The organism is Haloplanus sp. C73 (genome assembly GCF_051195115.1).
GTDB lineage: Archaea > Halobacteriota > Halobacteria > Halobacteriales > Haloferacaceae > Haloplanus.
This window is the reverse complement of sequence record NZ_JBNTJZ010000009.1, coordinates 38,880-61,704: the sequence shown is the minus strand read 5'-3', so window position 1 is coordinate 61,704 and position 22,825 is coordinate 38,880. Positions and strand designations below refer to the sequence as shown.

Genomic DNA, 22,825 nt, shown 5'->3' with positions numbered 1-22,825 from the left:
AGGACGACCATGACCGAGGCCGCCGACCTCCTGTTGACGAACGCGGAGGTCCACACGCTCGCCCGCCCCGACGAAACACACGAGGCGGTCGCCGTCCGCGACGGCCGCGTCGTCCGCGTCGGCGACGCCTACGAACTCGACTTTCTCGCCGGCGTCGACACGCGGACAGTCGACTGCGAGGGCGGAGTCATCCTGCCCGGCTTTATCGACGCCCACACCCACCTCGACGTACTCGGCCGCCGCCTCGTCGAGGCCGACCTCTCCGGAGCCGAGAGCCGCGTCGACGCCCTCGATGCGTTGCAGGCGCGCGCCGCCGACGTTCCCCCCGGCGACCCCGTTATCGGCATCGGCTACGACGAACACGCGTGGGACGAAACGGGGTATCTCACTCGCGAGGACCTAGACACTATCGACGCCGAGGGGCCGGTCGTCGCCGTTCGCGAGGACCTCCACGTCGTCTCGCTGGACTCGACGGCGCTCGACCGGTTCGACGTGGCCGCCGAGGAGGGCGTCGCCGTCGAAACCGACGCGACGGCGGTCCTCGATGCGCTCGCACCCGATGCCGACGAGATGGCGACGCTCCTTCGCGCGGCCCAGCGCCACGCCGTCGCCCGCGGCGTCACCGGCGTTCACGACATGGTTCGACGGCCGGCGGCCGCCCGCGCCTACCGCGATTTGGCCCGCGACGGCGACCTGTCGCTCCGGGTGCGGCTCAACTACTGGGCGGACCACCTCGACGCCCTGCGCGAGGCGGGACTGGGGACCAATCACGGCTCGGGGCTGGTCCGGGTCGGCGCGCTCAAGACGTTCACCGACGGGAGCCTCGGCGCGCGGACGGCACGCCTCAGCGAGGGCTACGCCGACGCGCCGGGAGAGCGCGGGGAGTGGGTCGTCGACCCCGACGCGTTCCGGTCGCTGTTCGAGGCGGCGACGGATTCCGGGTTTCAGGTGGCCGCCCACGCCATCGGCGACGCGGCCGTCGACGCCGTCGCCGAGACGTTCGCGGCGGGCGACCCCAGCGCGCGACACCGTATCGAACACGCCGAACTCGCGAGCGACGCGGCCATCGACCGGTTGGCCGACGCCGGCGCCGTCGCGTCCGTCCAGCCCAACTTCCATCGCTGGGCGGGCGAGACGGGGTTGTACGCCGACCGGCTAGGCGAGCGCCGGACCGAGACGAACCGCCTCCGCCGACTGGCCGACGCGGGCGTCCGCCTCGCGTTCGGGAGCGACGGTATGCCGCTGAACCCGCTCTACGGCGTCCACCACGCTGTCAACGCGCCCACCGACGCGCAGGGACTCGACGTGACCGAGGCGCTCCGGGCGTACACGCTCGGCGGGGCGTACGCCGGCTTCGACGAGGACCGACTGGGGACGGTCGAACCGGGCAAGTGCGCGGACCTGGTCGTCCTCGACGGGTCGCCGTGGGACCGCCCGGACGACATCGCGAGCATCGACGTCGCGCTGACCGTCGTCGACGGCCGCGTGGTGTACGAGGCGGACGCCGCCGACGATAATCACTAAGTCCGCCCCCCGCCGACACCCTCCATGACCGCCTTCTTCGACCGCCTGCGTGAGCGCATCGACAGCGTCGACAGCGTCGTCTCCGTCGGCCTCGACGCCGACCCCGACCGGATTCCGGATTTCCTCGCCGACCGCGACCTGCCGCGGTGGGCGTTCAACCGCCGCATCATCGACGCGACGCACGAACACGCCGCCTGCTACAAGCCCAACGCCGCGTTCTACGAGGATGCCGACGGGTGGCGGGCGCTCCGCGAGACGATTGCCTACGCCCACGGGAAAGACGTCCCCGTCCTTCTGGACGCCAAACGCGCCGACATCGGCAACACCTCCCGGCAGTACGCCAGCCTCCTCGACACCGTCGACGCCATCACGGTGAACCCCTACATGGGTCGGGACTCGCTCGACCCCTTCCTCTCCCGTGAGGAGGCGGGCGTGTTCGTCCTCTGTCGCACCTCGAACCCCGGCGGGGCCGACCTGCAGGACCTCGAACTCGCCTCGGGCGAACCCCTCTACCGGCGGGTGGCGGCGCTCGCCGACCTGTGGAACGAACACGGGAACGTCGGCCTCGTCGTCGGCGCGACGGCGCCCGAGGAACTCGAAACGCTTCGGGCGGAGGTGCCGGACATTCCGTTCCTCGTTCCCGGTGTGGGGGCACAGGGCGGCGACGCCGAGGCAGCGGTGGAGTACGGCCTCGCCGACGGCGTCGGCCTCGTCAACTCCTCGCGGGGCATCATCTTCGCCGGCGAGGGGAACCCCGACGACGAAGGGGCGTACTTCGGGGCGGCGGGACAGGCGGCCCGGCAGTTACAGCGCCGACTCAACCAGTTCCGCTAACGCATCCCCGAGGCGCAGTCGACACACAGTCCCGACTGGCGGTCGTAGTGGGCCGAACAGACGGCGGCGCCGCAGGTGTCACACGTCTGGGTCGCCGTCGCGGACTCACAGATTTGACAGAGCGACGTGACGCTCATGCGGGCACGTTCGGCTTCCCATAGTTTCAGGCTGTGGGCGCCGCGAGGTGACTGGCGGGCGCACACCCCTCTGAATTCCCGAGACGCTTACAGTCGTGGCTCTCCCACGTGGGAGCGTGGACAGGGACCGACTCGTTCTCGGACTCGCGGCGGTGTTCGCCGGCCTGACGGTCGTTCTCGTAGCGGCGGCGTTCGTCTACCAGCCGTTCCTGCTGTTTCTCGCGCTCCCCTTCGCGGCGACGACGTATCTGATGTGGCAACACGCGACGGGGAGAATCGAGGCCCGTGCCCGGCGACAGGCGCGGACGCGCGGGCCGCGACGCGAGTCACGGCGACGGACCGCCGGCGACGGCCTCGGCGGGTCGAGACGCCGAACCGCCCCGGGCGGGACTCGGACTCGCGGCACGGGAGAGTCGCCGAGTCGGCGCGACGCCTACGACGTCCTCGGACTCGATGCGGACGCGAGCGACGAGGCGATTCGACGCGCCTACCGGGAGCGGGTGAAGGAGGTTCATCCCGACACCGACGGCGGCGACGAGGAGGCGTTCAAGCGAGTGAACCGCGCCTACGAACGTCTCCAGTCCTAATGTGACAACTAGACACACACGACGGAAAGGGTTTTGTCGTGTGATTGCTTACCGCGGCACATGACCGCCGAACGGGCCGCGCTGGAAGCGGCCCTGGAACACGGCGAGGAGGAGGGCGGCCCAGTCGAGTTCAAGGAACGCCTCTCGCGCGAGGTGCATCTCGCCGACGGTCGGATGGAGAGTCTCGCGGCGCAGTTGCGCCATCGCGTTCTCTCCGGCGACGGCGAAGCCACCTACGTCGTCGGCGTCACCGACGACGGCCACATCGCCGGCATCCCCCCCACCGAATTCTCCGAATCGATGGACGTCCTGTCGTTGCTGGCCGAGGAGGCCGGCGCACACATCGAAGACGTCGAGACGTGGGGCGTCGGCGGGGCAGACGGCGAGGGACTCGTCGGCGTCGCGACGGTTCGGGAAGGCGCCATCCTCGACACCGACGATTCGCACATCGTCGTCGGCACGGCGGGCCACGTCGACCACGGTAAGAGCACGCTCGTCGGGTCGCTCGTCACCGGGCAGGCCGACGACGGACAGGGCGAGACGCGGTCGTATCTCGACGTCCAACCCCACGAGGTAGAGCGCGGCCTCTCGGCGGACCTCTCCTATGCGGTGTACGGCTTCGATGACGACGGCCCGGTGCGGATGGACAACCCGCACCGGAAGTCGGACCGCGCCCGCGTGGTCGAGGAGGCGGACCGACTGGTGTCGTTCGTCGACACCGTGGGCCACGAACCGTGGCTTCGGACGACCATCCGCGGACTGGTCGGCCAGAAACTCGACTACGGGCTGTTGACCGTCGCCGCCGACGACGGCCCGACGAAGACGACGCGCGAACATCTCGGCATCCTGCTCGCGACGGAACTGCCGACGATGGTCACCATCACCAAGACGGACCTCGTGAGCGACGACCGGGTCGCGGAAGTCGAACGCGAGGTGGAGCGACTCCTGCGCGACGTCGAGCAGACGCCGCTTCTCGTCGAGCGCCACGGCGTCGGGGCCGCGGCCGAGGAAATCGGCGACGTGGTGCCGGTGCTGCGGACCAGCGCCGTCTCCGGCACGGGACTCGACACGCTCGACCACCTGTTCGAGCGCCTGCCCAAAACCAACGGCGACGACGGCGACTTCCGGATGTACATCGACCGCACCTACTCGGTCACCGGCGTCGGCGCCGTCGCTTCGGGGACGGTCAACTCCGGCAGCGTCGAGGCGGGCGACGACCTCCTCCTCGGGCCGATGCCCGACGGCGCCTTCCGCGAGGTGGAGGTCCGCTCCATCGAGATGCACTATCACCGCGTCGACCGGGCGGAGGCGGGTCGCATCGTCGGCATCGCGCTCAAGGGCGTCGCCGAACGCGACATCGAACGCGGGATGGTCTTGGTGCCCGCCGACGCCGACCCCACGCCCGTCCGCGAGTTCGAGGCGGAGGTGATGGTACTCAACCACCCCACGCGCATCGGGACTGGCTACGAACCCGTCGTCCATCTCGAAACGATAAGCGAGGCGGCCGTCTTCCGCCCCGAGGGCGGGCATCTCCTCCCCGGCGACCGGGGGACTGCGTCGGTCGAGTTCAAGTTCCGCCCCTACCTCGTCGAGGAGGGGCAACGCTTCGTCTTCCGCGAAGGTCGGAGCAAGGGCGTCGGCACCGTCACCGACGTCTCCTGACGGTCCGAGGTCGGCCCGTCGCTCGCGGTGCTAGTCCGCGTCGCTGCTCGATTCCTGTATAATCTCGCGCTCGGACCGTGACGGCGGGGTGTGGCTCGCCCGCTCCGCCGCGCTGCGGTCGAGCCAGTGGCAGGCGGCCTCGTGGTCGGAATCGTCGCCGTCGACGGACTGGAGCGACGGCGCTTCGCCGGCACAGCGCCCGTCGATGAACTCCGGACAGCGCGGGTGGAACCGACAGCCGCTGGGCGGGTTCGTCGCGCTCGGTGGCTCGCCGCGGAGTGGCTCGCTATCGCCGCGCTTTCCGCTCCCGACCTGTGGAATCGCATCGAGGAGCGACCGCGTGTACGGGTGCTGTGGGTTTTCGAAGATGTCTGTGGTCGGCCCGCGCTCGACGATTTCGCCGGCGTACATGACCGCAATCCGGTCACACACCTGTCGGACGACGTTGAGGTCGTGCGAGATGAACAGATACGAGAGGTCGAAGTCTCGCTGGAGCCGGTTGATGAGATTCAGAATCTGCGCCTGAAGCGTCACGTCGAGCGCCGACACCGGTTCGTCGAAGATGACGAGGTCGGGTTCGGTGACGAGGGCGCGACAGAGGCCGACTCGCTGGCGCTGGCCGCCGGAGAGTTCGTGCGGGTAGGCGCCCATCTGTGATGCCGAGAGGCCCACCTCCTCGAACAGGTCGGCGACGCGTTCCCACTTTTCCGGCCCCGAGGCGATGTCGTGGACCGTCAGCGGGCGCGCGACGCTCTCTCCGACCGTCTTGCGGGGGTTGAGCGCCGACATCGGGTCCTGAAAGACGTACTGTACCCGTCGGCGTATCGGGCGAAGCTGTCGCCCCGAGTACGTCTCGATGTGTTCGTTGTCGAAGACGATGCTCCCGTCGGTCGGTTCGTACAGCCGGGAGACGGTCCGACCGAGCGTGCTCTTGCCCGACCCGGACTCGCCGACGATACCGACCGTCTCGCCGGCGCGGACGGTCAGGTCGACGCCGTCGACGGCGCGGACGGACCGGTTCTCCCCGAACAGACGGTCGAGTAGCCCCTCCTCCAGCGGGAAGTGTTTCTTGACGTTCGTGGCTTTCAGGAGTTCGGGCGGGCGGTTCTGGCTGTCGGTCGTGGTGTCGCTCGTGCTCATCCGTCGGTCACCTCGGTCGCAGTGGTCCGGTCAGTCGCCTCGTCGACTGTCGCCTCGCCGTCCATCTCTATCGTCGCGTCCCACGACACGTCGCCGGGGTCGTCACCCTCCGTGTAGAGGTGACAGTGCGTGACGTGGCCGTCTTCGACGACGTGCTCCGGAAGCGGTTCGGAACACGCGTCGAACGCGGCCGGACATCTGTCGCGGAAGGGACAGCCGGTGGGGCGGTCCGCCGGCTCCGGCGCCGAGCCCGGAATCGTCGTCAGTTCGCCCTCGGTCGGCGCCCGTTCGGGGATACTCCGGAGCAGTCCCTTGGTGTAGGGATGGGCCGGGCTCTCGAACAGTTGGTCGGTCTGACCGTACTCCATCACCGACCCCGAGTACATGACGGTCACGCTGTCACACGTCTCGGAGACGACGCCGAGGTCGTGAGTGATGAGGAGCATCGCCACGTCGAACTCGTCACAGAGCCGCCGGAGTTCGTCGAGGATGCTGGCCTCGACGGTCACGTCCAGCGCCGTCGTCGGCTCGTCGGCGACGATTAGGGAGGGGTCGCCACCGAGCGCCGACGCAATCATCACGCGCTGCCGCTGGCCCCCGCTCAGTTGATGGGGGTACGACGTCGCTACGTCTTCGGGGTCGGCTATCCCGACGGTTTCGAGCAGTTCGACCGCGCGGCGCCACGACGGCGCGGACTCGCTCGTTCCGGTGACGTACTTGCGCCGGAGTTCGCTCAGGAGACTCGCGGACTCGTCGACGTCGCCGTGGTGTCTGACTACCTCGGCAATCTGCTCGCCGACGGTCATCACGGGGTTGAGCGCGGACAGCGAGTCCTGAAACACCATCGCGATGTCGTCACCGCGGACCGACCGCATCTCCGCCTCCGACTTCGCGTAGAGGTCCTCCCCGCGGTAGTCGAAGCGCTCCGCGGACACCTCCGCGTCGTCGAGAAGGCGCATAATCGAGCGCGCGGTGACGCTCTTTCCCGACCCGGACTCGCCGACGAGGCCGTGAATTTCGCCCGCCTCGACCTGCAGGTCGACGCTGTCGACGGCGGGGACGTCCGTACCGCCCTCGACGGGGAAGGTGACCGCGAGGTCCTCAATATCGAGGAGCGTCACGGTGACCCCCCCTCGCCACGCACGTCGAAGGCGTCACGCAGTGCGTCGCCGAACAGGTTGATTCCGAGGACGGTCACGACGATGGCGATGCCGGGGATAATCGAAATCCACCACGCCTGTCCGATGAGGCTCCGTCCCTGTCCGAGGAGCGCGCCCCACGTCGGTGTGGTCGGCTTGACGCCGATGCCGAGAAAGGAGAGCGTACTCTCGGCGAGCATCGCCCGCGCGACGAGGACGGTAAACTGGACGATGAGGGGCGCCACCGCGTTGGGAAGCACCTCCTCGACCATGATTCGCGTGTCGGTCAGGCCGACGTTTTTGGCCGCGAGGACGAACTCCTCTTCGCGTATCGAGAGCACTTCACCGCGCGCGAGGCGGGCGAAGTCGTCGATGTACGCGAAGGCGATGGCGGCGATGACGTTCCAGACGCCCTGACCGAACACGGCAACGAGCATGATTGCGATGAGGAGCCACGGGAACGCCCAGAGGACGTCCACGAAGCGCATGAGCGCGTCGTCGACCCATCCGCCGAAGTAGCCGGCGACGACGCCGAGTGTGACGCCGAAGACGGCGCCGATAGTCACGGCGCCGAGGCTCACGCCGAGGCTGATGCGGGCGCCGTACATCATCCGCGAGAGCAGGTCACGACCGAAGGAATCGGTTCCGAGCGGATGGGCGCTCGTCAGCGATGGCGGTTGCATGAGTCCGAACTCTTGGGCCATCGGGTCGTACGGTGCTAGCTCCGGGGCGAAGACTGCCGCGAGGACGAACAGGACGACGGTCGTCAGCCCGAAGGTGGCCTTGTAGTCGCCCGAGAGCGTCTCGCGAAGGCGGTCGAACCGGTCGACGCGAACTCCGAAGACCGTCTTCTCGTCGCCGTAGCCGCCGTAGTCGGCGCCCATCAGGCCTCACCTCCGTAGCGAATCTTGGGGTTGATGGACATGTACAGCAGGTCGACGAAGAGGTTCATGAACACGAAGATGACCGAGATGACGATAACCGACCCCTGAACGATGGGGAAGTCTTGGCGCTCGATGGAGCGAATCAGTAGCCGGCCGAAGCCCTGAATGCCGAACACCATCTCGACGGCGACGATGCCGCCGAGGAGGAGGGCAAACAGGATGCCGGCGACGGTCACGACGGGCAAGAGTGCGTTCTGCAGCCCGTGTTTGAGCAGGATGAGCCGCGGCGACAACCCCTTCGCGCGGGCGGTCTGCATGTAGTCCTCGCTCAGGACCTCCAGCATCGACGACCGGGTCATGCGGGTTATGATTCCCGCGTACGGCAGGCCGACCGCCGCCGCGGGCAGGACGACATGGGCGAACCACGGCACCACGCCCTCGCTAATCGAGGCGTAGCCGTAGGACGGAATCGAGGGGATGACCGTTCCCACGGTGAGCAGGAGGACGATGCCAATCCAGAACGACGGCATACTGATGCCGAGGAATGCGACGCTGGTCGCGACGTAGTCCTCCCACTGGTTTCGCCGGGTGGCGCTGATGATGCCCGCCGGAATCGCGATGACGATGGCGATACTGATGCCGACGAGGCCGATGCTCAGCGTCGGTTCGGCGGCGCCCGCGATGCGGGCAAGCACCGGTTCGCCCGTGTAAATCGACGACCCGAAGTCGCCGCTGGCCAAGTCGGCCATCCAGCGGGCGTACTGGACGTACATCGGCTCGTCGAGGCCGAGTTCGGCGCGCACGGCCGCGATGGCGTCAGCGTCCGCGTCGCCGCCGAGGATGAGGCGCGCCGGGTCGCCGGGGATGGACCGGATGGCCACGAACACCGTCGTCGCGACGACGTAGATGACCAAGATGGCTTGCAGCGTCCGTTTCGCGACGTACCGTTGAACGCCCATCTTACTCGAGTTGCGCGGTGTGGAAGTTGCTCAGTCCTGCTTGGTTGCCGACACCAGTGAGATTCGATACGCTCGCTTTCGGAATCAGCGGGAACGTCGTCATCGCCCACGCGGCGTCTTCGAGGAAGTGCTCCTCGGCCTGACGCAGCAATTCGCTCCGCGCATCCATGTCCGAGGTGCCGTAATCCTGTTCGAGCACCTCGTCGAAATCGGGGTTGTGATAGAGGTTCGCCTGCCAGGCGCCCGCGGAGCCGGATTCGACCGGCGTTTTGAGCTGCTTCCACAGCGTCATCCACGGGTCGATGTCGACGAAGCCGTCGTACATCACCAGCTCGTTCTCGTAGCGGTAGAGGTTGTCCCAGTACGCCGACTCCTGCTGGACGTTGAGTTCGACTTCGATGCCAACCTGTGAGAGCATCTCCTGAACGACGGTCATCCGGCGCTCGTCGCTCGGCGTGCCGAGCAGCGACAGGCTCATGCGTGGTTCGCCGGTGTACCCCGCGTCGTCGAGGAGTTGCTCCGCCGCTTCGGGGTCGTAATACTGCCCGGGCTCCGGCTCTTCCTCGTAGAGCCACGCGATTGCGGGATTGAACACGGAGTGGGCGGGTTCGGCGTATCCGAAGAAGGCGCGTTCGATGAGTGCCTCGCGGTCGATGGCCATGCTGATGGCCTGTCGCACCTGAACGTCCGTCGTCGGGAGGTCCTCGTCCGACCACTTGTCGGTCGGTTCGCCCGCGCCGCTCGCGTACTGTTGCCACTCGACTTCCGCCGGGTCGTTACACAGCGGCGCGATGCAGAACCACGCGCCGGGGTTCGAGCCGACCACGTCGAGCGAACTCATCGATTCGGCCTGTCCGGCGTTCTGTGGCGGGATGCTGTTGGAGTACTGAATCTCTTCGCCACGCATCGCCGTCCACATCGTCGACGGCTCCGGAATCAGGTCGATGCGCACCGAGTCGAGGTAAGGGAGTGCGTTCCCCTCCTCGTCAGTGCCGAAGTAGCCGTCGTGTGCCTCCAGTTGCAGGTACTCGCCGGACTCTCGCTCGGTCAGTTCGAACGCGCCGCTCCCGACCGGCATCCGATTGTACTCGTCGGGGTTCTCCGTTGCACTCGGGGCGTGGACGATGGTGCCGGCTCGCCCCGGCCCTCGCGTCAGGAACGAGATGAACGGCCCGACCGTCTCCGAGAGGCTAATCCGAAGCGTGGTCTCGTCTTCGGCGGTGATGCTGTCGACGGAGGACACCTTGCCCAAATGTGGCGAGTCGTCCAGACTCATCAGCCGCTCGAACGATGCCTTCACCGCCGGTGCATCGAGCGGGTCGCCGTTGTGGAACGTGGCGCCCTCCTTCAGGTCGAACACGTACGTCGAACTGTCGGGGAGCGTCCAGTCGTTGGCTAGGTCGCCGACGATGGCGCCGTCGGACCCAATCTTCACCAGCCCGCTGTAGATGTTCGACGAGACGTATATCTCCTGCCCCTTGTCGATGTAGTGAGGGTCGAGGTACTCGATTTCGTCGATGTTCCAGCCGGCGGCGATAGAGCCACCGCTCGACCCGCTGGCGCTGCTGGAGTCCCCGCTCGACTCGCTGTCGCCGCTGGAGTCGTCAGAGCTAGTCTCCCCACCCGACCCGCTGCTTCCGCTGCCGCCACCGCAACCAGCGAGACCGCTGAGCCCGCCTGCCGCGAGTAGTTTCGTCGCCGTTCGTCGGTCGATTCGTGGTCCCTCGAGGTCTTCTTTGTCGAACATTGGTCCTCTCAGTCGCCCCTTACTGCTACTGTGTCACACGCCGCCCCGAAACTAGACTTGGCCGCTTTCTCACTGTTCTCCGATTTTCCAGACCGATTGCATTCAGTCACGACGATTACTTCTCTATTTGTCCAGATATATATTGTTTTGCCCCACGTTTGTCTAGACAATTATGGGAAAAATGGCCGACCGTATTCGATAGTGCCGCTGTGACTGGGGGCTATCCATTCGGGTCACAAACGCTATACTTCTCTGTCGCGCTGATTGTGCTATGACCGATACGGACGAGCGAATCATGGCTGGCGACGCCGACGAGCAACCCTACGGTGGCACGTGCCCGGCGTGCAAGCGCGACTACCGGCGCGCGCTCACCTTCACCGACGCGTCGGGCGTGCTTCGGGGCGAGATTTCGGGTGACTTCTGTCTCACGCCCGAGTATCTCTTCGTCCACTCGGCACTCACGATTTCGGCGCCCGACGACGAGTTCCCGACTCAGACGGTCGGGGCGATGGGGAATCGAAAAGAAGTTCGCGTCGACTCGGCGGACGTGTCCGACGTGTGGGCCTCCGACGGCGAAGTCCCCGATTCGGAGTGAGTTACCGAATCTCGTCGAGACACACCGCCGTCGACTGGTCGACGGTGACCCACTCCGTCGCGAGGCGACGGGTCTCGGGCGCGAACACAGTCAGTTCCGACGGGTTCGTCGGGTCGTCGTAGAGACACTCGAGTTCGAACTCCGGCGTCTCACCGAGCCCCGACGCCGAGAGTGTGGCGCTCTCCGCGCTCATCAGTTCGTGTGCCCACAGCGGCTGCACAGTCGCTGCCCGCGCGTCTCCTCGACGGGGACGCTCATCCCACATCCAACGCACTGGAACCGCGTGTGAGCGTATTCGGTGTGCGAGGCGACCGTGGCTCCGTTCTCGTGTTCAACCATACATGGTCATATGAACAAGACAGTAAATACTTTTCGGATATACGGTCGTATATTCTTACTATACTCGACCAATCAAAGCCTAAGAATCGAATTAATTCGAAAAAACGTAGTTTATTTTCACTCAGTGTCGATATCTCCGCTATTCGCGTCGCTTCGACTTCGTGAACGGACGTGCGTACAGTTTCGGTCGCCCCGACTGCTTTTCACGCTTCGACCCCCACGCCACGTATGGCGCAACTCGACCCCGGAACGCTGCTTCCCAACGACCGTATGCGACAGCAGGCAGTCGACGGCGACGTGACACAGATTCATCGCGGACAGCGGTACGCCGACGAGGGCGACACCTTCGAGGTCGACGGCACGACCTTCGAAGTCGTCGACGTGACCGAGCGAACGCTCGGCGACATGACCGACGCCGACGCCCGCGCCGAGGGGGCGCGGGACCTCGACCACTACAAGCAGATTCTGGAGCGCGCCCACGACAACTTCGAGTGGGACGACGACTCCGACATCGTCCGCCACCGCTTCGAGCAGCGCTAGAAAGCCCACCTGCCTCACCGCAGGCGTCGGGTATACCCGTCCGAATCCCCTCCCTTCAATCGATGCCTTCCGAGATGGATGCCTACGTCATCGAAGAGTTCGGCGACCCCGACGTGTTCCAGCAGACCACCACCGAGGTTCCCGACCCCGCACCCGACGAGATACGCGTCGAAGTCGTCGCCTCCAGCGTCAACCCCGTCGACTACAAGATTCGACAGGGGTATATCCCCGAGTTCGCACCCGAGTTCCCGGCGACGCTCCACTGCGACGTGGCCGGCGTCGTCGACGCGACTGGCGAGGACGTCGAGGCCTTCGACGAAGGCGACGAGGTGTACGGGATGCCCGGCGGCGCGGGTCGGCAGGGCGCCCTCGCCGACTACGTCGTCGGCCACGCGGGCACGTTCGCCCACGCCCCCGACTCCATTCCGCTCGAAGAGAGCGCTTCGCTCCCCGTCGTCGCCCTGACGGCGTGGGAGATGCTGGCCGACAAGACCACCGTCGACATCGGCGACGACGTGTTGGTGTACGGCGCGACGGGCGGCGTCGGTCACATCGGCGTCCAACTCGCCGACTGGTTCGGCGCCACCGTCACCGCGACTGGCTCCAGCGACGCCAAGCGCTCGCTCGCCGCCGACCTCGGCGCCGACGCCACCGTCGACTACACGCAGACCGCGGTCGAAACCTACGTCGACGAGTACACCGACGGCGCCGGCTTCGACGTCGTCTTCGACCCCATCGGCGACGCCCACCTCAACACGTCGTTTGAGGCGGTCCGGCCCTACGGAGTCGTCGTCACGACCGAATCGAGCGAGGCAGACGACGTCGACCTCGCGCCCATGCACGCCACCTCACTCACTCTGGGCGTCGTCCTCGTCATCTACCCCGTGCTCGCCGGCGAGGGACAGGACCGCATCGGCGAGGAACTCGACACCATCGCGACGCTGGTCGACCAAGGGTCGGTCACGCCTCACATCGCCGAGCGGTACGCCTTCGAGGACGTGGCCGAAGCTCATCGCCGCGCCGAGGCGGGTGACTTCGTCGGGAAGTTGCTGCTGGTCAACGAGTGACGGTCCCGGCCCCTCATACGGAGGATTCAAGCCCGTCGAACGCCTCCCTTCGCATGGCTTCCGCTTAGGATACGGAGGCACATGCGGACCCGACACCTTATCGGGGTCCGTTTCCGAAGTGCGTAGACTCTTCTGAACGCTTGTTGGCACACCCCACCCGTGAGCACCGCGACTGCGCGGTGACGAAACCAATACCGGCTTGCCCGTCCCCAACGAAACGCCGGTATGAGCGAGCAGTTCCGCGGGGAGGTGCTTTATACCCTCTCTCCGGAGGAGTTAGCAGAGCAAGAGGCCACAGCCGAACTGCAAGCGCTGGCCACCGACCCCTCGCGGTACGTCCTCGTCTGTCGGCGTGGCGGGCGTCCGTCGTGGGTGGAGCGAGTGTGGGCCTTTCTCCGCCGGGACCCAGTCGCGGCCGTCACAATCGTCAGCGACGACGACGTCGCGGTAGGAGAGACGATTTCGGTGCCCGTGACAGAGACGGAGATTTCCGGCGTCTACAGTGCGCAAACGGCGCCGGACATCGAGTAGAACTCCGGAATTGCGTCGGTCGACGACGACCACGCCGCCGGCTGCTAATTCGGCGGCATCGACACTATCCCGGTCGTGAGACGCGTCGAAAGTAAAGTGGGACCGCCGTGATTCGAACACGGGTCCAACGCACCCCATGCGCAGAGGATACCACTACCCCACGGTCCCGCGTTTTCAGCGAAGACCGTGTTCCGGTTAAGCGTGTCGTTTCGCACTCGGGGGATTAGACGAGCACCCGCTCCAAGTCGACGACGACGCCCTCCGATGCCGTCGGGTCGCAGACGAGTCGGCCGAGACACACCGCGGACTCGTCGGGGGTGTAACACGCGACGAGTGCGTCCTCCTCGGCGTCGTCGGCGTCGATGACGCCCGGTGCGTACACCGGCGCGCCCGTCGCCACCTGTTCGGCGGCGCTCGGGGCGATAGTGACGCTCGGCAGGCCGGTCAGGATGCGTTCGGCGGGCGCGACGACGTCCCGAATCGGGGCTTCGTCGCCCTCCTCGGCGAAGACGAGGGCGTCGGCGACGTCGTGGAAGGTGACGAGGTCACGGTCGTCGAAGGGGTCGGTCGCGGTCCGTCTGAGGTCGCCCATGTGTGCCCCGGTGCCGAGTGCGAGGCCGATGTCGTGACACAGTTTTCGGATGTACGTGCCGCTCGCACACTCGATTCGGAGCAGGACCTGCCTATCGCGGGTTTCGAGGACGGTCAGGTCGTGGATGCGACGCGTGCGCAGGCGGCGGGCGACGGCGCTCTTGCGCGGCGGCTTCTGATAGATGTCGCCCTCGAACTCGGCGACGACGTCGCCGAGGTCGGCGGGCGGGCGGCCGTGGAGTTCGAGGACGGCGACGTACTCCTTTCGCCCCTCCAGAAAGACGGGCGCGAGTCGGGTGGCGTCGCCGAGCATGATGGGCAGACAGCCCGTCACTTTCGGGTCGAGCGTGCCGGCGTGGGCCGCGCGGTCGACGCCGACGAGGTCACGCATCCAGCCCGCGACTTGGTGGGCGGAGGGGCCGGGCGGTTTGTCGAGGTTGAGCACGCCGAAAGAGAGGCGGTCGTCGAGCGAGCGCGTGCCCGGCGGGTCGCGAAGCGTCACGCCTCGAAACCACCGAGTTCGACGCCCTCGATGGCGTGGCGCCCCTCGTCGTTCTCGGCGTCGTAACGCTCGATGGCGGTCGTGAGAATCGCGAGGACGTCCGGCGCCGTCCACCGCGCCGTGTTCACCACGAGGTCGTAAATCGAGAGGTCGTCGATGGGGATGTCGTAGTACTGGTCGTAGCGTTTTCGCTCGCTCTGCTCGCGCCGGAGTGTCTCCTCGCGGGCGCGCTCGACGGCTTTGCCCTCGCGGTCGGCGATGCGGGCCGCCCGGACGTCGATGGGCGCGTCGAGCCAGAGTCGGAAGTCGGCGTCGGGGGCGAGCCACCCCGCGAGCCGGGATTCGAGGACGACGTCGTCTCTGTCGCGGGCGATTTCGTACAGTCGCCGGTCGAGGTCGTTGTCGATGTGTTCGTCCTCCTCGGCGAGTTCGTTGAACTCGACTGGCGAGTAGCCGCGCTCGGCCGCGAGGTCACGGAAGATGTCGCCACCGCTGATATGCTCCAAATCGAGTGCCTCGGCGAGGCCAGCGGCAGTGGTGCTCTTCCCACTGCCTGCGGGCCCGGACACGGTGAGTAACATACCGCGACTCAAGAGGGCCGGCTAAAAGAGCGTGTTCACTTCGCTCAGCCGGTCGGGCTGATGTCGATGTTCAGGCCCTTGCGGATAATCTGGGTGAAACCCATCGAGCAGAGGAAGTACCAGACAATCCACACCTGAATCGGCCCGAGCGCCTGTGCGGTCCACGCTCGCTCGCCGACCAGCGGGAGGACCAGCGGCTGGAGGTCGAAAATCGGCGTCGCGTTCGCGCCGATGCCGACGCCCCAGTACATCCAGAGGAAGACGGGGATGGTGAGAAACATAATCCACACCATCGGGCGGAACTGCTCTTTGAACATGCCCATCTGGTCGCCCATGGCTTCCATCTGCTCGTCTTGGATGCGGTCGAGCGCCTCGTCGTCGCCGCGCTCTTTGGCCGCCTTGCGCTTTTCCTGAATCTCCTGCATCTGTTCCTGATACTCGCCCATCTTCTCGCTGTCCATCAGGTTCGCTTGCAGGATGGTCGAATAGAGTCCCGTCACGACGGCGAGTACCATCACGACGGCGTAAAACGGGAGCGCCGAGTTCAGTGGACCGAGCGGGACGTTCATCGCCGACCCGATGAGGTTCCGCATCGGGGCCCACGAGTAGCCCGCGAAGAGACCGATACTGACGAGCGCCGCGCCCTTGTCCCACTTCGACCACGAGGACTCGCCGTCGCTCGACCCCGACGACGTGGTTTCGTCGTTTTCGAGGGCCTCACGAGTCGCCTCGGGGTCGTCCAGTCGGAAGCCAGTCTCGCCGTCGATGAGGACGCCGGTTTCGATGAGTCGGCCCCACTGGCCGCTCGAGATGTCGTCGCGGACGTCGACCCACTTGACCTCGCCCTCGTCGTCCGCGCGGTCGAGGACCGTCTCGATGACAGAGGCCATCTCCGCGTCCTCGGAGACGAGAGTTCGCACTTTCTGCTCGGTCCGTGCCATTGCGAGTCAGTTTCCCCCCGACAGTTATGAAGCTTTTACTCTGGGTCCGCTGGTGACGGTCCGAAAACGAGATTCGACCGCGCTCAGGCGGCGTCGGCGACTTCGTCGCGGATGGCCTCGAACACTTCGTCCGGTGTCCCTTCGCCGTCGATTTCGACGAGGACGCCCTCGTCGCGGTAGTGTTCGACGACGGGTTCGGTGTTCTCCTCGTAGACGCGGAGGCGCTCGCGAACGGTGTCTTCCGTGTCGTCGTCGCGCTGAATCAGGTCGCCGCCACACTCGTCACAGACGCCCTCCGTCTCCGGCGGGCTGAACTCGACGTGGTAGTTGGCGCCGCAGTCGTCACACACTCGCCGGCCGGTGAGGCGGTCGACGAGTTCCGACTCGCTCACGTCGAGGAAGACGACGACGTCGAGGTCGGTGATGTCGGAGAGATACTCGGCTTGGTCGAGGTTGCGGGGGTAGCCGTCGAGGACGTAGCCGTCGGCCTCCTGCAGCGCCGTCTTGACGATTTCGTTGACGACTTCGTCGGGGACGAGTTCGCCCGCCTCCATGTACGCGCGGGGCGTGTCGTACTCCGTGTCCATGTGACTGATGTCCATGTCCTTGTTCGCGCGGAGGGCGTCGCCCGTCGTGACGTGTTCGATATCGAACTCGTCGGCAAGACGCTTGCTCTGGGTCCCTTTCCCTGCACCCGGTGCGCCGAGCAGAAGCACGTGTGGCTCGCTCATACGCCTACCTCCCCCTCCGACTATAAATTAGTGTAGAATCCTGCGCGATATTGTCGCCATCCGAACACCCGCTACGCCCGCCTTACGCCAAGTCGTGCAGGTTCTCGACGACCGCTTCGGCGTACTCGCTCGTGGCGAGTTTGGTCCCGCCCTCTATCTGTCGGTGGAGGTCGTAGGTGACCTTGCCCGAGACGATAGTCTCCTCGACGGCGTCCCGAACGAGGTCAGCGGCGTCCTCCCAGCCCAACTGTTCGAGCATGATGCGGCCGGAGAGAATCATCGCCGTTGGGTTGACCTTGTCCTGCCCGGCGTACTTCGGTGCCGAGCCGTGGACGGGTTCGGCGAGACAGCGGCCGTCGCCGAGGTTCGCGCCCGGCGCGATGCCCAGCCCGCCAATCTGTGCCCCGGCGGCGTCGGAGAGATAGTCGCCGTTGAGGTTCGGCATCGCCAGCACGTCGTACTGCTCCGTCCGGGTGAGGAGTTGCTGGAGCATGTTGTCGGCGATGCGGTCCTTGACGACGACCACGTCAGCCGGCGCCTCGCCGTCGTGTTCGTCCCAGAGTTCGTCCTCCGTGATGACGTTCTCGCCGAACTCCTCGGCGGCGACTTCGTAGCCCCAGTCCCGGAACGCCGCCTCGGTGAACTTCATGATGTTGCCCTTGTGGACGAGCGTCACGGAGTCACGGTCGTTTTCGAGGGCGTACTCGATGGCCTGTCGGATGAGGCGCTTGCTCCCGAACTCCGAGATGGGCTTGAGACCGATGCCCACCGGGCCGTCGTGGATGGTGTTGTCGAAGCCCATCTCCTCCTCGACGAACTCGCGAACGCGCTCTACCTCCTCGGTGCCGGCCTCCCACTCGATGCCCGCGTAGACGTCCTCCGTGTTCTCCCGGAAGTTGACCATGTCCATCTTCTCGGGATGGGTGACGGGCGAGGGGACGCCGTCGAGATGGTAGGTCGGTCGCATGTTCGTGTAGAGGTCGAGTTTCTTCCGGAGCGCGACGTTCAGGGACCGGAAGCCGGAGCCGACGGGCGTCGTGAGTGGTCCCTTGATGGCGACGCGGTGTTCGCGAATCGCCTTGACCGTCTCCTCGGGCAGGTTCTCGTCGTAGCGCTCGCGGGCCGACTCGCCGGCGTAGAGCCGCATCCAGCTAATCGAGCGTCCGGTGGCCTCCGCGGCGGCGTCCAGAACGGTCTGTGCCGCGGGGCCGACGTCCGTGCCGATACCGTCGCCGTAGATGATGGGAATAATCGGGTTCGACGGTACGTCGAGTTCGCCGGTCGCCTCGTCGACGGTGATGCGCTCACCGTCGGCAGGTACCTCGACCTTATCGTAGCTCATATCGTCGCTGAATTCAGCCACCAGCGTGAAAGACCTGCCGTTATTCTCGAACTGCGTGTCGCCAATGCCGCAACCTCTTTCCCCGGCTCACGTCAAGAGCGTCCATGAGCGTAGGACCCCTCGACGAGGAAACCGTCGAGAAGTATCGCCAGGCTGGCGAGGCGCTGCGGACCGTCCTCGACGAGGCAGCCGAGATGGTCGAACCGGGCGTGACCCACCTCGAAGTGGCCGAACACGCCGAGACGCGCATCGACGAACTCGCGGACGGCCCGGCCTTCCCCGTCAACATCAGCGTGGACGAGGAGGCCAGTCACTCGACGCCCGCCCGCGACGACGACACCGAGTTCGGCGAGGAGATGGTCTGTCTCGATGTCGGCGTCCACGTCGACGGCTACATCGCCGACGCTGCGACGACGGTCGACCTCTCGGGCAACCCGGAGATGGTCGAGGCCGCCGAGGAGGCTCTCGACGTGGCCATCGATGCCGTCGAACCCGGCGCCGACACCGGCACCATCGGCGGCGAAATCGAGGACGTCATCCGCGGCTACGGCTACACGCCCGTCCTCAACCTCTCCGGGCACGGCGTCGAACAGTGGGACGCCCACACCGGGCCGAACATCCCCAACCGCGGCATCGAACACGGCGCCGAACTCGAAGTCGGCGACGTCGTCGCCATCGAACCCTTCGCCACCGACGGCCGCGGCAAGGTGAGCGAGGGGAACAAGGAGGAAATCTACGGGCTGGAGCGAGAGCGCTCCGTCCGCAACCGACAGGCCCGCGAAGTGCTCGACGTCGTCACCTCGGAGTACCGAACCCTTCCCTTCGCGGCCCGGTGGCTCGACGTCTCACGCGCCGAGATGGCGCTCCGACGCCTCAAACAGCAGGACGTCATCCACGGCTATCCCGTGTTGAAAGAGGAAGAGGGGTGTCTGGTCAGTCAGGCCGAACACACCCTCATCGTCACCGAAGACGGGTGTGAGGTCACGACGGCCTAGGCGTCGTTCATCCGCTGTATCGACTCCGCTTCACAGACGTCACAGACTGCAACCCGATAGGGTTCCCGCGAGAACGCCGCGTTCGACGACGCGGGGTTCTCCGTTCGGATTTCCACCCGAACCGCGTGTCTGGTTTCTCGGCCGCAGTCGGGACATAGTTCGAGGTTGGCGTTTGGGTCGGGTTGCTTCGCCTTCATCACATCCCCCTGTCTCGGTGCCGTTTGCATAAGCCCGGCAGTCGATTAACCCGGATTAAGCGGGTTTAATCCGGGATTAGTCGGGTTCTCAGCCGTGAGAACGTAGCCGCGTCAGACGCGAGTCAGACGCTACGGCGCCGAGCCGACAGTATAAATCCGTGGCTACCGCCGTTGCCCTCATGGAGCAACTGTTCGCCCCGTGGCGCATCGAGTGGGTAACTCGCGACGGCGACGACGACATCGAGGGGTGTCCGTTCTGTGTCCTCCCCGACCGCGACGACGACCGGGCGAGTCGCATCGTCGCGCGCAGCGACCACGCCTTCGTCATCCTGAACAACTACCCCTACAACCCCGGCCACGCGATGGTCATCCCGTACGCCCACGAGCGCCGATACGGTGCGCTGGACGACGCGACCCTCCTCGACCACGCCCGCCTCAAACAGCGGACCTTCGACGCGATGGACCGCGCGTTCGACCCCGACGGCTACAACGTCGGCCTCAATCTCGGCGGCAGCGCCGCCGGTGGCTCCATCGACGACCACCTCCACACGCACGTCGTTCCTCGCTGGGACGGCGACACCAACTTCATGCCCGTCGTCAGCGACACGACGGTCATCGTCGAAGCCGTCGACGAGACGTTCGACCGCCTCCGAGACGCCTTCGCCGCCCAGTCCGACGCGACGATTCCCGGCGACGACCGCGCCGTCCACCTCTCGTTAGACTGAGTCGAAACCTGCCTTTGACGCGCCTAATGGCACTCCTTATGTGGGTCTGGGCGTTTTGTCGAGGCATGAGCGCGGACCGCGATTCGTTCCTCAAGGCGTCGTGGGTCAACGTCGCCTCGAACGTCCTCAAAATCATCGTCGAGGGCGTCCTCGGCGTCGCGTCGGGGAGCCTCGCGCTCATGGCCGACGCCGCTCACTCCGTCGCCGACCTCCTCGCGAGCGCCGTCGTCCTCGTCTGGGGGCGGTTCGTCTACGACGACGCCGACGCCTCCCACCCTCACGGCCACGACCGATTCGAACCCCTCTCTGCGCTGTTCGTGGGCGGCGTCCTCGTCATTCTCGGACTGAAACTCCTCTACGACGCCGGCCACGCACTTCTCACGGGGCCGACGGCGGAGTACAGCGGTATCCTCGTGGCCGGTCTCGTCTTCGCGCTCGTCGTCCGCTACGGCTGTTACTGGTACACCGTCGCCGTCAACCGGACGGTCGACTCGCCGAGTCTGCGCGCTCTCGCCGCCGATAGCAAGAACGACATCTACACGACGCTCGCGGCCTTCGCTGGCGTCGTCGGCATGGCCCTCGGCTACCCGATTCTCGACCCGGTCGCCGGGGGCGTGGTGAGCCTGCTCGTCATCTACCAAGGCATCGACATCTCTCGGGAGAACGTTCGCTACCTCTCGGACAGCGCCCCACCCGCCGAGGAACGGGAGCGAATCGAGCGTGCCATCCGCTCACACCCCGAAGTTCGCGGGATTCACGACTTCGTCGCCTACTACTCCGGACACGTCATCGAAGTCGAGTTCCACGCCGAAGTCGACGGCGACCACACCCTCGCCGAAGCCCACGACATCGAAACCGAACTCCGCCAGCGCGTCCGCGACATCGAACCCGTCTCGGACGTTCACGTCCACCTCGACCCTGCTGGACTGGGCGAGTGGAAAGACGCCGCCGAGCGCTCGTCGGCGTCGACGCCGGCCCGCTAAAGTGCGTCCTGCATCCACTCGTACTGCTCGTGGAGGCCCTGCTCTCCCGCCTCAGTGAGCGCGTACCGGTCGTGGATGCCCTCCGCTCGCTTCGTGAGGTGGCCCTTGCTCGTCAGCGTCTCCAGCGCGCCGTAGAACTTCGACGGGTCGATGCGGCTCCCATATTGCGATTCGAGCGCCGCCTTACACTCCTGTGCCGTCGGCTCCCCCTCGCTCGCGACGACGATGCAGATGTCTCGGCGGAGGCCACTCCGAAGCCACTTGCTCATACTGGCTGTCCGAAGGTGTACATCGTCTCGTGGCCCGTAATCTCCACTTCGAGGAAGTCGCCGGGGGCGACGTCGTGTTCGTCGGCGTGTTGGACGATGACCTGCCGGTAGGCGCCGTCGCGACACTTCACGGAGTCGGCGGTGCCCGGCCGAACCGCGAGCACCTCGCGGCGCTCGCCCACCATCGACTCGTGAACCTCTCCGACCACCTCGCGTTTCAGTTCCGACATCGCCTTCGACCGCTCTTTCTTGACCGTCCCGCCCAGTCCCTTCATGTCCGCGGCGTCGGTCCCCGGCCGCTTCGAGAAGCGCGTGACGTTGATTTTCTCCGGGCGCACTCGCCGGAGGAGGTCCATGCTCTGCTCGTGGTCGGCCTCGGTTTCGGTGGGGAAACCGACGATGAAGTCAGTCGAGAGCGTCCACTCGTCGAGCCGGTCGTCGAACGTCTCGACGACTTCGAGAAACTCCTCGACCTGATGCTGGCGGCGCATATCGCCGAGGACGTCGTTCGACCCCGACTGCACCGGTGCGTGCAGGAAGTTGTAGAGTTCGTCGTTCTCGGCGAAGACGTCGGCGAGTTCGTCGCGGATGCCGTGGACGCCTTTCGGGTTCGCCATGCCGACGCGCACCCGGAAGTCGCCCTCGATGTCGCAGATGCGGTCGAGCAGGACGTGGAGCTTTCGCTCGCCCTCGTCCCAGCCGTAGACGCCGGTGTCCTGTCCGGTGATGCGGATTTCTTTCGCGCCCGCGTGAATCAGCGCCCGCGCCTTCTCGACGTTCTCCTCGACCGGCGGCGAGTCTATCTTCCCCGTCGCGCGCTTGGTGATGCAGTACGAGCAGTCGCTCATACAGCCGCGGGCGATGGGGAGGATGCCGATGGCGCCGTCGAGAATCGGCTCGGTGTCGGGTGTCGTCGTCGGACACTCGCCGTTCATCGCCGCCTCGGGCACCTCGTCCCAGTGGACTACGTCGGCGTCGACGTCCGCCTCGGCGAACTCCTCGCCCTGTGCTAGCGCCATACAGCCCGTGACGACGAGGTCACCGGTTTCGTCCTGCAGTTCCTCGGCCCGCCGGAGCATATTCCGCTCCGTCTTCTCCACGACCGTACAGGTGTTGAGGATGGCAACGTCGGCGTCTTCGGGGCCGTCGGCGGGGTGGTGGCCCCCGTCGCGAAGCCGCTGCTCGATGGCTCGGCTCTCACCTCTGTTTGCCGTACACCCGTACGTCTCGATGTGATAGCGGGCCATTTCGGGTACGCTCGCTTGCGCCCGCGCAGAGAAAAG

The 22,825-nt window shown here is 66.2% G+C and carries 26 protein-coding genes and 1 tRNA gene; 11 read left to right on the top strand and 16 right to left on the bottom strand.

Going from position 1 to position 22,825, the window contains the following annotated elements:
* Positions 1-9 precede the first annotated feature (9 nt).
* Together ACQUSQ_RS14445 and pyrF are read left to right on the top strand one after the other, a co-directional pair.
* Positions 10-1,524 (top strand): amidohydrolase, encoded by a 1,515-nt coding sequence (locus tag ACQUSQ_RS14445; RefSeq protein WP_435070183.1) that lies wholly within the window; start codon positions 10-12, stop codon positions 1,522-1,524.
* A gap of 24 nt (positions 1,525-1,548) precedes the next feature.
* Positions 1,549-2,358: an orotidine-5'-phosphate decarboxylase gene (gene pyrF / locus ACQUSQ_RS14440; RefSeq protein ID WP_435070181.1), complete on the top strand. Its 810-nt coding sequence runs from the start codon at positions 1,549-1,551 to the stop codon at positions 2,356-2,358.
* Here the strand turns inward: pyrF and ACQUSQ_RS14435 are convergent.
* Entirely contained in the window at positions 2,355-2,495 is a 141-nt protein-coding gene (locus ACQUSQ_RS14435; RefSeq protein ID WP_435070179.1) for a hypothetical protein, read from the bottom strand. The two genes, pyrF and ACQUSQ_RS14435, sit on opposite strands and share 4 nt — an antisense overlap.
* Before the next feature lie 116 nt (positions 2,496-2,611).
* Here ACQUSQ_RS14435 and ACQUSQ_RS14430 point away from each other — a divergent pair, with 116 nt between their 5' ends.
* Positions 2,612-3,082 carry a J domain-containing protein gene (locus ACQUSQ_RS14430; protein ID WP_435070177.1) on the top strand — a complete coding sequence of 157 codons (471 nt, stop codon included), beginning with the start codon at positions 2,612-2,614 and terminating at the stop codon, positions 3,080-3,082.
* 60 nt (positions 3,083-3,142) lie between these two features.
* Positions 3,143-4,744 carry a GTPBP1 family GTP-binding protein gene (locus ACQUSQ_RS14425; protein WP_435070175.1) on the top strand — a complete coding sequence of 534 codons (1,602 nt, stop codon included), beginning with the start codon at positions 3,143-3,145 and terminating at the stop codon, positions 4,742-4,744.
* Between the two features lie 30 nt (positions 4,745-4,774).
* Here ACQUSQ_RS14425 and ACQUSQ_RS14420 read toward each other — a convergent pair whose 3' ends face one another.
* The 5 genes from ACQUSQ_RS14420 to ACQUSQ_RS14400 are packed head-to-tail and all read right to left on the bottom strand — an operon-like array spanning position 4,775 to position 10,613.
* Positions 4,775-5,884: an ABC transporter ATP-binding protein gene (locus ACQUSQ_RS14420; RefSeq protein WP_435070173.1), complete on the bottom strand. Its 1,110-nt coding sequence runs from the start codon at positions 5,882-5,884 to the stop codon at positions 4,775-4,777.
* Complete coding sequence (locus ACQUSQ_RS14415) at positions 5,881-7,005, bottom strand: ABC transporter ATP-binding protein (protein ID WP_435070171.1); 1,125 nt, start codon at positions 7,003-7,005, stop codon at positions 5,881-5,883. Before ACQUSQ_RS14415 ends, ACQUSQ_RS14420 begins: the two co-directional genes overlap by 4 nt.
* Positions 7,002-7,907, bottom strand: coding sequence for an ABC transporter permease (locus tag ACQUSQ_RS14410; RefSeq protein ID WP_435070168.1), 906 nt, complete (start codon positions 7,905-7,907; stop codon positions 7,002-7,004). The genes ACQUSQ_RS14415 and ACQUSQ_RS14410 overlap by 4 nt, the downstream gene beginning before the upstream one ends.
* Positions 7,907-8,866, bottom strand: coding sequence for an ABC transporter permease (locus ACQUSQ_RS14405; protein WP_435070166.1), 960 nt, complete (start codon positions 8,864-8,866; stop codon positions 7,907-7,909). The genes ACQUSQ_RS14410 and ACQUSQ_RS14405 overlap by 1 nt, the downstream gene beginning before the upstream one ends.
* 1 nt (position 8,867) lies before the next feature.
* Positions 8,868-10,613 (bottom strand): ABC transporter substrate-binding protein, encoded by a 1,746-nt coding sequence (locus tag ACQUSQ_RS14400; protein ID WP_435070164.1) that lies wholly within the window; start codon positions 10,611-10,613, stop codon positions 8,868-8,870.
* Positions 10,614-10,884: 271 nt separating this feature from the next.
* Between ACQUSQ_RS14400 and ACQUSQ_RS14395 the strand changes: the two genes are divergently transcribed.
* Entirely contained in the window at positions 10,885-11,208 is a 324-nt protein-coding gene (locus tag ACQUSQ_RS14395) for a hypothetical protein (protein WP_435070162.1), read from the top strand.
* A 1-nt stretch (position 11,209) separates the two neighbouring features.
* On the opposite strand, the gene ACQUSQ_RS14390 is transcribed toward ACQUSQ_RS14395, so the two are convergent.
* On the bottom strand, positions 11,210-11,401 hold the full coding sequence (locus ACQUSQ_RS14390; protein ID WP_435070160.1) for a DUF7511 domain-containing protein: 192 nt from the start codon (positions 11,399-11,401) through the stop codon (positions 11,210-11,212).
* 374 nt (positions 11,402-11,775) lie between these two features.
* Between ACQUSQ_RS14390 and ACQUSQ_RS14385 the strand changes: the two genes are divergently transcribed.
* From ACQUSQ_RS14385 to ACQUSQ_RS14375, 3 genes are all read left to right on the top strand, one after another.
* Positions 11,776-12,087, top strand: a complete 312-nt coding sequence (locus tag ACQUSQ_RS14385) for an ASCH domain-containing protein (protein WP_435070158.1) — start codon at positions 11,776-11,778, stop codon at positions 12,085-12,087.
* A gap of 62 nt (positions 12,088-12,149) precedes the next feature.
* Positions 12,150-13,154, top strand: a complete 1,005-nt coding sequence (locus ACQUSQ_RS14380; protein WP_435070156.1) for a zinc-binding dehydrogenase — start codon at positions 12,150-12,152, stop codon at positions 13,152-13,154.
* 225 nt (positions 13,155-13,379) lie between these two features.
* Positions 13,380-13,685: a DUF7526 family protein gene (locus ACQUSQ_RS14375; RefSeq protein ID WP_435070154.1), complete on the top strand. Its 306-nt coding sequence runs from the start codon at positions 13,380-13,382 to the stop codon at positions 13,683-13,685.
* A gap of 97 nt (positions 13,686-13,782) precedes the next feature.
* Here ACQUSQ_RS14375 and ACQUSQ_RS14370 read toward each other — a convergent pair.
* The 6 genes from ACQUSQ_RS14370 to icd form a co-directional block, all read right to left on the bottom strand.
* Positions 13,783-13,853, bottom strand: a tRNA-Pro gene (locus tag ACQUSQ_RS14370).
* A 55-nt stretch (positions 13,854-13,908) separates the two neighbouring features.
* Positions 13,909-14,778 (bottom strand): RNA-guided pseudouridylation complex pseudouridine synthase subunit Cbf5, encoded by an 870-nt coding sequence (locus ACQUSQ_RS14365; protein WP_435070152.1) that lies wholly within the window; start codon positions 14,776-14,778, stop codon positions 13,909-13,911.
* Complete coding sequence (gene cmk / locus ACQUSQ_RS14360; protein WP_435070150.1) at positions 14,775-15,359, bottom strand: (d)CMP kinase; 585 nt, start codon at positions 15,357-15,359, stop codon at positions 14,775-14,777. The genes ACQUSQ_RS14365 and cmk overlap by 4 nt, the downstream gene beginning before the upstream one ends.
* Before the next feature lie 44 nt (positions 15,360-15,403).
* Complete coding sequence (locus ACQUSQ_RS14355) at positions 15,404-16,300, bottom strand: DUF106 domain-containing protein (protein WP_435070149.1); 897 nt, start codon at positions 16,298-16,300, stop codon at positions 15,404-15,406.
* Between the two features lie 83 nt (positions 16,301-16,383).
* On the bottom strand, positions 16,384-17,031 hold the full coding sequence (locus tag ACQUSQ_RS14350) for an adenylate kinase (protein WP_435070147.1): 648 nt from the start codon (positions 17,029-17,031) through the stop codon (positions 16,384-16,386).
* An 82-nt stretch (positions 17,032-17,113) separates the two neighbouring features.
* A complete protein-coding gene (gene icd, locus ACQUSQ_RS14345; RefSeq protein WP_435070145.1) occupies positions 17,114-18,373 on the bottom strand; it encodes an isocitrate dehydrogenase (NADP(+)) in 1,260 nt (419 codons plus the stop codon).
* Positions 18,374-18,477: 104 nt separating this feature from the next.
* Here icd and map point away from each other — a divergent pair, with 104 nt between their 5' ends.
* Complete coding sequence (map, locus tag ACQUSQ_RS14340; protein WP_435070144.1) at positions 18,478-19,368, top strand: type II methionyl aminopeptidase; 891 nt, start codon at positions 18,478-18,480, stop codon at positions 19,366-19,368.
* On the opposite strand, the gene ACQUSQ_RS14335 is transcribed toward map, so the two are convergent.
* Positions 19,365-19,565, bottom strand: a complete 201-nt coding sequence (locus ACQUSQ_RS14335; protein WP_435070142.1) for a hypothetical protein — start codon at positions 19,563-19,565, stop codon at positions 19,365-19,367. The two genes, map and ACQUSQ_RS14335, sit on opposite strands and share 4 nt — an antisense overlap.
* Before the next feature lie 179 nt (positions 19,566-19,744).
* Between ACQUSQ_RS14335 and ACQUSQ_RS14330 the strand changes: the two genes are divergently transcribed.
* The gene (locus ACQUSQ_RS14330) at positions 19,745-20,290 is read left to right on the top strand and encodes an HIT family protein (RefSeq protein ID WP_435070141.1); all 546 of its coding nucleotides are present in this window, start codon (positions 19,745-19,747) and stop codon (positions 20,288-20,290) included.
* A 65-nt stretch (positions 20,291-20,355) separates the two neighbouring features.
* On the top strand, positions 20,356-21,273 hold the full coding sequence (locus ACQUSQ_RS14325; protein WP_435070139.1) for a cation diffusion facilitator family transporter: 918 nt from the start codon (positions 20,356-20,358) through the stop codon (positions 21,271-21,273).
* Here the strand turns inward: ACQUSQ_RS14325 and ACQUSQ_RS14320 are convergent.
* Positions 21,270-21,542 (bottom strand): PadR family transcriptional regulator, encoded by a 273-nt coding sequence (locus ACQUSQ_RS14320; protein ID WP_435070137.1) that lies wholly within the window; start codon positions 21,540-21,542, stop codon positions 21,270-21,272. The two genes, ACQUSQ_RS14325 and ACQUSQ_RS14320, sit on opposite strands and share 4 nt — an antisense overlap.
* Positions 21,539-22,789: a tRNA (N(6)-L-threonylcarbamoyladenosine(37)-C(2))-methylthiotransferase gene (locus tag ACQUSQ_RS14315; RefSeq protein ID WP_435070135.1), complete on the bottom strand. Its 1,251-nt coding sequence runs from the start codon at positions 22,787-22,789 to the stop codon at positions 21,539-21,541. The genes ACQUSQ_RS14320 and ACQUSQ_RS14315 overlap by 4 nt, the downstream gene beginning before the upstream one ends.
* Between the last annotated feature and the right edge of the window lie 36 nt (positions 22,790-22,825).